This is a genomic window from Mycobacterium sp. NGS24 (assembly GCF_059813065.1).
Genome location: NZ_JCALDW010000007.1, coordinates 234,417 through 241,630 on the forward strand (window position 1 = coordinate 234,417; position 7,214 = coordinate 241,630).

Annotated in this window: 4 protein-coding genes; all 4 read right to left on the reverse strand. The window is 71.5% G+C overall.

Translation table 11 applies throughout. The features are described from left to right. Positions 1–39: 39 nt before the first annotated feature. On the reverse strand, positions 40–747 hold the full coding sequence (locus AC5Y6Y_RS12700; RefSeq protein ID WP_463826266.1) for an RsmA family anti-sigma factor: 708 nt from the start codon (positions 745–747) through the stop codon (positions 40–42). After that, the gene (sigM, locus tag AC5Y6Y_RS12705) at positions 710–1,321 is read right to left on the reverse strand and encodes an RNA polymerase sigma factor SigM (protein ID WP_473138688.1); all 612 of its coding nucleotides are present in this window, start codon (positions 1,319–1,321) and stop codon (positions 710–712) included. Before sigM ends, AC5Y6Y_RS12700 begins: the two co-directional genes overlap by 38 nt. Before the next feature lie 36 nt (positions 1,322–1,357). After that, positions 1,358–4,909 carry a lipid II flippase MurJ gene (locus AC5Y6Y_RS12710; protein ID WP_499930099.1) on the reverse strand — a complete coding sequence of 1,184 codons (3,552 nt, stop codon included), beginning with the start codon at positions 4,907–4,909 and terminating at the stop codon, positions 1,358–1,360. Positions 4,910–4,989: 80 nt separating this feature from the next. Continuing rightward, the coding region (locus AC5Y6Y_RS12715) for a DUF6049 family protein (protein WP_499930098.1) at positions 4,990–7,214 on the reverse strand (2,225 nt) is incomplete at its 5' end.

The window sequence follows — 7,214 nt, forward strand, 5'->3', positions numbered from 1 at the left end:
CAGCCTAGGCAGTGCTGTTCCCGAGCTCCCGCACGACACCTACCCGCGCGGCACAGCGGTGTCGGCCAGCAGCCCGGTGTCGGCGGCGCTGCAGTTCTGCGCCACCGCGTAGGCCGTCACAGTCGCCGGGGTGTCCCCGGGCAGCACCAGCAGTACCCCGGGGCGGGCGTTGACCTCGATCGGCTGGGCGCCCAGGATTTCCGCGGCAGCCGGATAGCCGAGGCCGCTCAGGCACGACGCGCGCTGGGCGGGGTTGCCGAGCGCGCCGAAATCGGGCGGGCGGTTCAGCAACGCAACGATCTGCGCGTCCGACAGCGGGATCACCGGCGCGGGAGTGGAGACGGTGACGCGGTTGATGGTGGCACCGACGCTGGACTCCGACGCGGGGTCGTCGAGCAGCGCCATGGTGCCGACGCCGATCGCGGCGGCCAGGGCGCACCCCCCCAGAATCCCGGCGACGACGCGGGCGGGGGGCACAGCGGGCCGCGCCGCGTGCGCGGCGCGGGCTGAGCGCAGGGCGGCTGCGACACCGTCGACGGTCTCGGCCGGCGCCTCGGGTGCCGGTTGGTCACCGACCGCGGCAACATCGTGGCGCACCTGGTGCAGGGCCTGCAAGGTCGCCGCGGCCTGCGGGTCGGTGCGGATCCGGCGGCGCAGGGCAGCGGCGGTGTCGTCGTCGAGCAGACCCGCCTGCAGGTCGGCGAGCAGCTCAACCGTCAGCGGCGGGTCCGGGTCGGCGTCGTTCATCCGCCCCAGTGTCCGTCATCGCCAATTCGGCGCCCGGGCCGGTGTCCAGATACCCGAGCAGGCGGGCAAGCCGGGCCCGAGCCCGGGCGCACCGGCTCTTCACGGTCCCCTCAGCCACCCCGAGCATGCGCGCGGTGTCGGCGATCGAGTAGCCCAACATGTCGACCGCGACCACCGTGGCCCGTTGCTCGACCGGCAGCCGCAGCAGGGCCCGCTGCACCATGATCGCTGTCTCGACCTGGGCCGTACGGTCGGGGACCGGGTATTCGTCGCGCATCGGCACCGCCGGACGGGTCTGAGCGCGGCGCAGCCGATCCAGGCAGGCATTGAGCACGATGCGGTGCAGCCACGAGCTGACCGCGGCGTCGTGCCGGAACGAGCCCGCGCCGCGGTGCGCAGACAGCATGGCGTCCTGCAACGCGTCGTCGGCGTCCTCACGAGTCGCGCTGGTCAGCCGCGCCAGTTGATACAACCGGCGATGGTGGCGGCGGAACAGCTGATCGAAGGCGCGGCGCTCGCCGTTGACATGAGCTGCCAGGAGTTCGGCGTCGCTGCGCTCCCTGCCGAAACCCACCGCCGGACAGTAACCAATCGGCGTCGGCCGGGCACTTCAGGAAGCGGCTTGGATCGTGATCTCGGAGATGGCGGTCTGGCTCTTGCCGTCGGTGGTGCCCAGCGTGGAGATCCACACCAGCACGTTGGAAGTGGCAGCGGCGGCGTTGACCTGAATGGTGTTATGGCCGGGTTTGAGCGCGGTGGCCGGGGTCAGCACGGTGGTGTCGCTCAACTTCGACGGGTTCGCCGACGACGAGGAGCGGATCTCCACCTTGGTGCCGGTGCTGGTCAGATCGATCGTCACGGTGCCGACTACGGTCGCTCTGGGCAGCTGCAGCAACAGTCCGACACCGTTCTTGAAGCCGGGGAACGGCACCGGGTCGGAATACGGATCGGTCTGCCATGACGTGCCCGGGTTGCCGTCGATAACGTTCATCGCCCCGGCGACGTCGTCGGCGTCGCCTTCGGGGGAGAACACGGTGACTTTGGTGGGCTTGACGGTGCTGCCCGACGGCGCGGCGCTGCCGGGCGACTCTGGGGCTGACGTCGGCTGGTTGTTGTTCAGGCCGAGTTGGTCCCCCTTGAGCCCGTTGCCGACGTCGCCGAAGATCTTGCTCACCACCGACGCCAGCACGAGCAGCGCCACCAGCAGGACCGCCGCGCCCGCGCCGAGGCCGATCAGCAGGTTGCGCCGACGGCGGGCGTAGGCTTCGCTGCCGGGTTCGGCGCTGCGCCGCCGCGCGGTGGGGGCGGGCAGGTCCTCGATGGGGCTGAGCACCTCGGTGCGGTCGGCCACCGCGGTCGCCTGCTGCAGCAGGTTCAAAAGCGTGGAGGCACTGCGTATTCCGCCGTCCTCCTGCACTGATCGGGCGGCGACGGCGGAGATCTGGAACGGGATGTCCCGATCGACGACGGTCGGTTCGACGGCCTGCCCGGTGGCGTCGCGTTCGGCCGGGGCCAGTCCGCTGCGCACCCCGGCCTCCGGCAGCGGCCAGCGGTTCACCAGCAGGGCGTACAGCGATGCGCCGATCCCGCGGATGTCATCCTGCGGGTTGGCGTCGGGCATGGTGGCCGGGTAGGCGAGCACCACATCGCCGTCGACGGACAGGCGCACCCGGCTGGGGTGATCCAGGGACAGCGCGACACCGGCGCGGTGCGCGGCGTCGGCGGCCGCGGCCAGCGACTGCATGGCGCGGATCGCTCCGACCGGGGACGGCGAGGTGTCGGCGACTTCCTTCAACGAGCCGCCGCGGACCCACTCCGCGACCACCAGACCACCCGACCCGGTGTGCACGACGTCGAGGATGCGGGCGATGCCGGGCTTGTCGATCCGGCTCAGCCGCAGGGTGCGCGACAGGATCTCCTGCAGCACGTCTTCGGGCAGCACGCCCTCCGGGTCGACGAACGTGAGCGCGACCTGCCGGTCCAGCGCGGTGTCCAGCGCCTGCCAGAAGTGCAGCGGCGGCAGACCGCCGTGCGAGATGAGCAGCCGGTAGCGGCCGTTGGCGATCCGCGCCCCGGGCACCAGGTTGGCGTCGTCGTGCGTCGTCGATGGTTCTGGCCCACGTTCGCGCGGCGCGTCGAAGGGGATCGGTCCGCGGGACTCGGCGCCGACGTCGCCGTTGACCTGGTGGCGGGCGGGACCCCGGTCGCGGCTGGGCGGGATGTCGGGTTGAAAGTCGTCGGCCCGTGGGGCGGCAGCCTGGGGCCCCGCCTTCGAACCGAGGGGAGCGCCGGCCGAGGAACTCTCCGATGTGCGGTCGGTCACCCCCACTCCTTTCGCCAGGCCGGCCCCGGTCGCCGGAGGCTTGCGCTGGATCGGCACCGCATTCTTCCCAGGCCGGGACAGATTTCTTTGCTCAGGGTACGTGACCGGGGGACGCCCAGACGACACTGCGGCCTTGCCCGGAGGCACCTGGACGCGGTGTCGCCGCGTCCGGCGCTGAATCGCGTCCCACGCGGCCCTGGCCTCGGGGACCTGCGCGCCGAGCATGACCGCGGCCAGGATCGGGACCATGATCATCGTCAACACCACCAGGCGCAACAGCGAACCCATGCCACCGTGCGCGGTCAGCTGGTCCAGGCCCAGCAGCCGGTCGGCGACGTGTGCGATGAGGCCGGCCAGCAGCGAGGCCGCAATCGTCACCAGGATGGTGCGCACCTCGGCCAGACCGATCAGCCGGCCGCCCTCGGGTCGCAGGCTGCGGCGCAACAGCAGGTGACCGACCAGCGCGCCGGCCAGAAACCCCAGCCCGTTAGCTGTCCCGAGGTAACCGGCGACCAGTTCCTTGTTGCTCGTCAGGTGCGGCGCAAGGACCGAGCCGGCGATCTTCACCGAGGTGATGACGATGATCACCACGATCGGTGTCCACGGTTCCTCGCGCGCGTAGAACACCCGCAGCTGCAGCAGCACCAGCGCGTACGGGATCAAGGTGAACGCCGACAGCGCGATCGCCGCACCCAGGTAGCCCGCATCGACCTGGCCGAAGTGTCCGTAGGCGAACAGTGCACTACCCATCGCAGGTCCGCCGACCGTCATCAACGCCACCGTCGGGATCAGCGTGATCATGGTCAGCCGGGTGGCCAGCGACAGGTCGGCCAGCACCGCCGGGGTGTCGTTTGCCGCGGCGTTGCGACTCAGCCGCGGCATCACCACCGTCAGCACCGTCACCCCGACCATGCCGAACGGCAGCATCAGCACCAGCCAGGTGTAGTTGTAGATCGCCGGGCCGGACGCGGCCGCGGTGCTCGCGATCTGATTGCCGACCACCAGGCCCAGCTGGCTGATCAGGACGTACAGCACCATGGCGGCGGCCATGGTGCCGAACCGTTTGAGTCGCTCGTCGATTCCCCACAGCGGTCGCAGGCTGATCCGCTGGCGCCGGATCGCCACCAGCAGCACCGCGGTTTGGGCGAACACCCCCAGGCTGGTGCCGATGCCGAGCACCAGCAGTTTGGGGTTGCCCATCTCGACCGGGTCGACCGAGAGTTCACCGGGGACGGCCAGGTAGATGCCCAGGGTGGCGATCGCGACCACGTTGTTCACCACCGGCGCCCAGGCCGGCGGGCCGAAGATGTTGCGGGTGTTCAGGATGGCCATGAACACCGAGGACAGCCCGTAGACCAGCACCTGGGGCAACAACAGGTAGGCGAAGGCAGTGGTCAGGGATGCGCTGACCTCGGGATTGCGGCCCAGCATCAGCCGCACCAACAGCGGGGCGGCCGCCACCGACAGCGCCGTGGCCAGGATCAATAGGGTGGTGGCCAGAGTGACCAGCCGGCGCACGAACGCCGCACCGCCGTCGGGGTCGTCCTGTTCGGCCCGGGCCAGCACCGGCACGAAGATCGCGGTGAACGTCGCCTCCAACACCAGCGCGGCGACCAGGTTGGGCAGCTGGTTGGCCACCGAGAACGAACTGGACAGCGCCGCGCCGAGGATCGCGGCGAGCAGCACGATCCGGGCGAAGCCGGTGAGGCGGCTGATCAGCGTCGCGAACGCCATGCCCCAGGACCGCTTCACCATCGCGGCGTCGGACAGTTCTTCGCGTCGCGGGCGCGGCTGCGGACGGGGCGCTTGGGTCGGGGTCCATCCGGGGCGCGGCGGCAGACCCGGCGGCGGCACCGGGGAGCGTGGCTGAGATAGCGGCGACCGCTGCGGCGGTGGTTGCACCCGCCGGGGTGCGTGCTTCATACGCGATGCTCTTCGTGGACCCGACGATCGATCGCCTGCGGTGGGGGTTCGGGGCGGCGCGCGGGCGGGGGCGGGTCCGGGCGGTCCAGGTCGGCGCGGTCGGGCTGGCCGCGGAACCGGTGCCACAGCCGCCGGCCGGCCAGCAGCACCAGTACGGCCGCCGCGGTGAGGGTGATCGCGAACAGCACCTTGCCGTAGGCGTTGGAATGCACCGACAACCGCACCGGCTCGCCCAGGGCGGTGCCGTCCGGGGTGCGCAGCCCGACGTCGATGGCGACCCGCTGGGTGAAATTGACTTCGATCGGTACCCGCAGCGGCAGATACCCCGGGGGCAGCTCGATCTGACCCATGTCGGTGACAGTCATCCCGGGCGGGGCGTTGACCTGCAGCCGCACCCGGATCGGTACCGCGAGGTCGTTGTGCAGCGCCAGCGGCAGCGGGCTGTGCTCGGTTGCCAGCGTGTAAGAGCCGCTGGGGTTGACGATCGTTACGGCCCGGAAAAAGTCGTCGATCGTGGTGCCCACCACCAGCAACCGTTGCTGGGCCAGCCCGTTGCGGGTGTCCGGGGGCGCCGACTGGCTCAGGGCGCGCAGCATGTCCTCGCGCAGCGGCGCGGTGTACTGCACGCCGGTCAGACCGGTGCGCTCGTCGGTCATCAATGCCGAGGTCAGCTTGGAGAGCCGGGTGACCTGGCCGGCGACCTGGACGGTGATGTCGTCGCCGATCCGGCCCCGCGCCGACGGGTAGTTCCCCGGCGGCTGAGGAGGCTCGGTGTGTGCGGCCGCCTCGGCGATCAGGGCCGGCAGGGGCCGCGGCACGGCCAGCCCGGAGTGGATCGCGGTGGCCAGGGCGGTCAGGATGAGCTGCGCGTCGTCGCCGGGCAGCGTCCACGACGCCGGGGGAACCAGGATCTGGGTGCGCGGTGCGATGTCGGGCGACACGCTGCGCCACAGCATCGCGCCCAGCGCGTCCTGGCGCCGCGCGGTGGCCGAGTCGTGGTTGATGTGCACCGACAGCGACGGGTCCAGATAGGTGGGCACGATCGGGTTGCTGCCGGCTGCGGCCAGCGCGGCACCGATCGCCGGGTCGAACGGCGCGGTCACCACCCGGGTCGCCAGCCGGCGCGGCGTGATGTCGACGCTGCCGGTCGCGGTGTTGGCGTCCTGTTCGGGCGGATCCGCGGCGGCGACCGCGACCGTGCTGTCGTTGGCGTCGAGCAGGGTGACCGCACGACCGGTGAGCGGGCCGTCGGGCAGCAGGGCGGCGCCGCGCACCGAGGCGACGTCCAGGATCCGATCCACGATGTCCGCGGTCCCGGCCGTGGCGGTGGAACTCAGCCCGGGGTCGTTGACCCGTTGCAGGGCGTCCAGGTCGGCCTGGGCGTAGGGCAGCGGCACCACACAGGTGCGGTGCGCCAGCGCCCGCAACCGGCTCAGCCACAGATTCGCTGCCGCCTGGCCGGTGCCCGGATGGGTCGGTCTGCCCGGCAGCTGCGCGGGGCCGTCCGGCGAGTCGGACACCACGTAGCCGGCGGTCATCGCATTGACGGTGACGAGCAGATCCGGGTCCACGGCCAGGCACAACGCCCGGCCCACCGCCCCGTCGGGATCCACATCGCGGCTGGTCGCGAGCTCGGCAGCGGCGAGCAGGGTGTCCAGGCGCCCGCCGGTGGCCAGCGAGTTGGCCAGGTCGTCGTCGACCAGTCGCACTGGAATGGTGCCGCCGGGGACGCCGGGGGCCAGCCGGGGCCGGTCGGCCAGCGGCCACAGCATGGTCAGCCACACCGGCTTGGCGGTTTCGGGCGCCACGGCCGCTTCGATGTCAGCGCCCTTGTCGGGCGGGATGCCGACCACCGGAAGCAGGAATCGCGCGTTGTCCAGACGGGCGGGCGCGCCGTAGTCGGGCGTCCCGTTGACGTTGACCAGCACCGGGAAGATGCCGGGTTTGTCGACGGCCAGCGACGGCTTGGTCAGTGAGCGCAGCGGGGCGGACAGGATGAACCCGGCCTGTTGGCCGCGTTGCAGTTCCGGGGACACGGTCAGGAAGTCCGCGGCCGGCTCGAATTGGTCGGTGTCCCCGTCCAGCGACGTGCGCAGGGCGGCCGACGTCGAGATGGCGCCGGCGTGCTCGAGGCGCACCATGACGTCGTGCACCGGGCGGTCGCCGATGTTGGTGACCATGCCGCTGACCGTGACGACGGGGTCACTGGTGGTGGTGACGA

Excerpts from the sequence above, each read along its gene's own strand:
- AC5Y6Y_RS12700 (WP_463826266.1), bottom strand. The coding sequence starts at position 747 with ATGAACGACGCCGACCCGGACCCGCCGCTGACGGTTGAGCTGCTCGCC.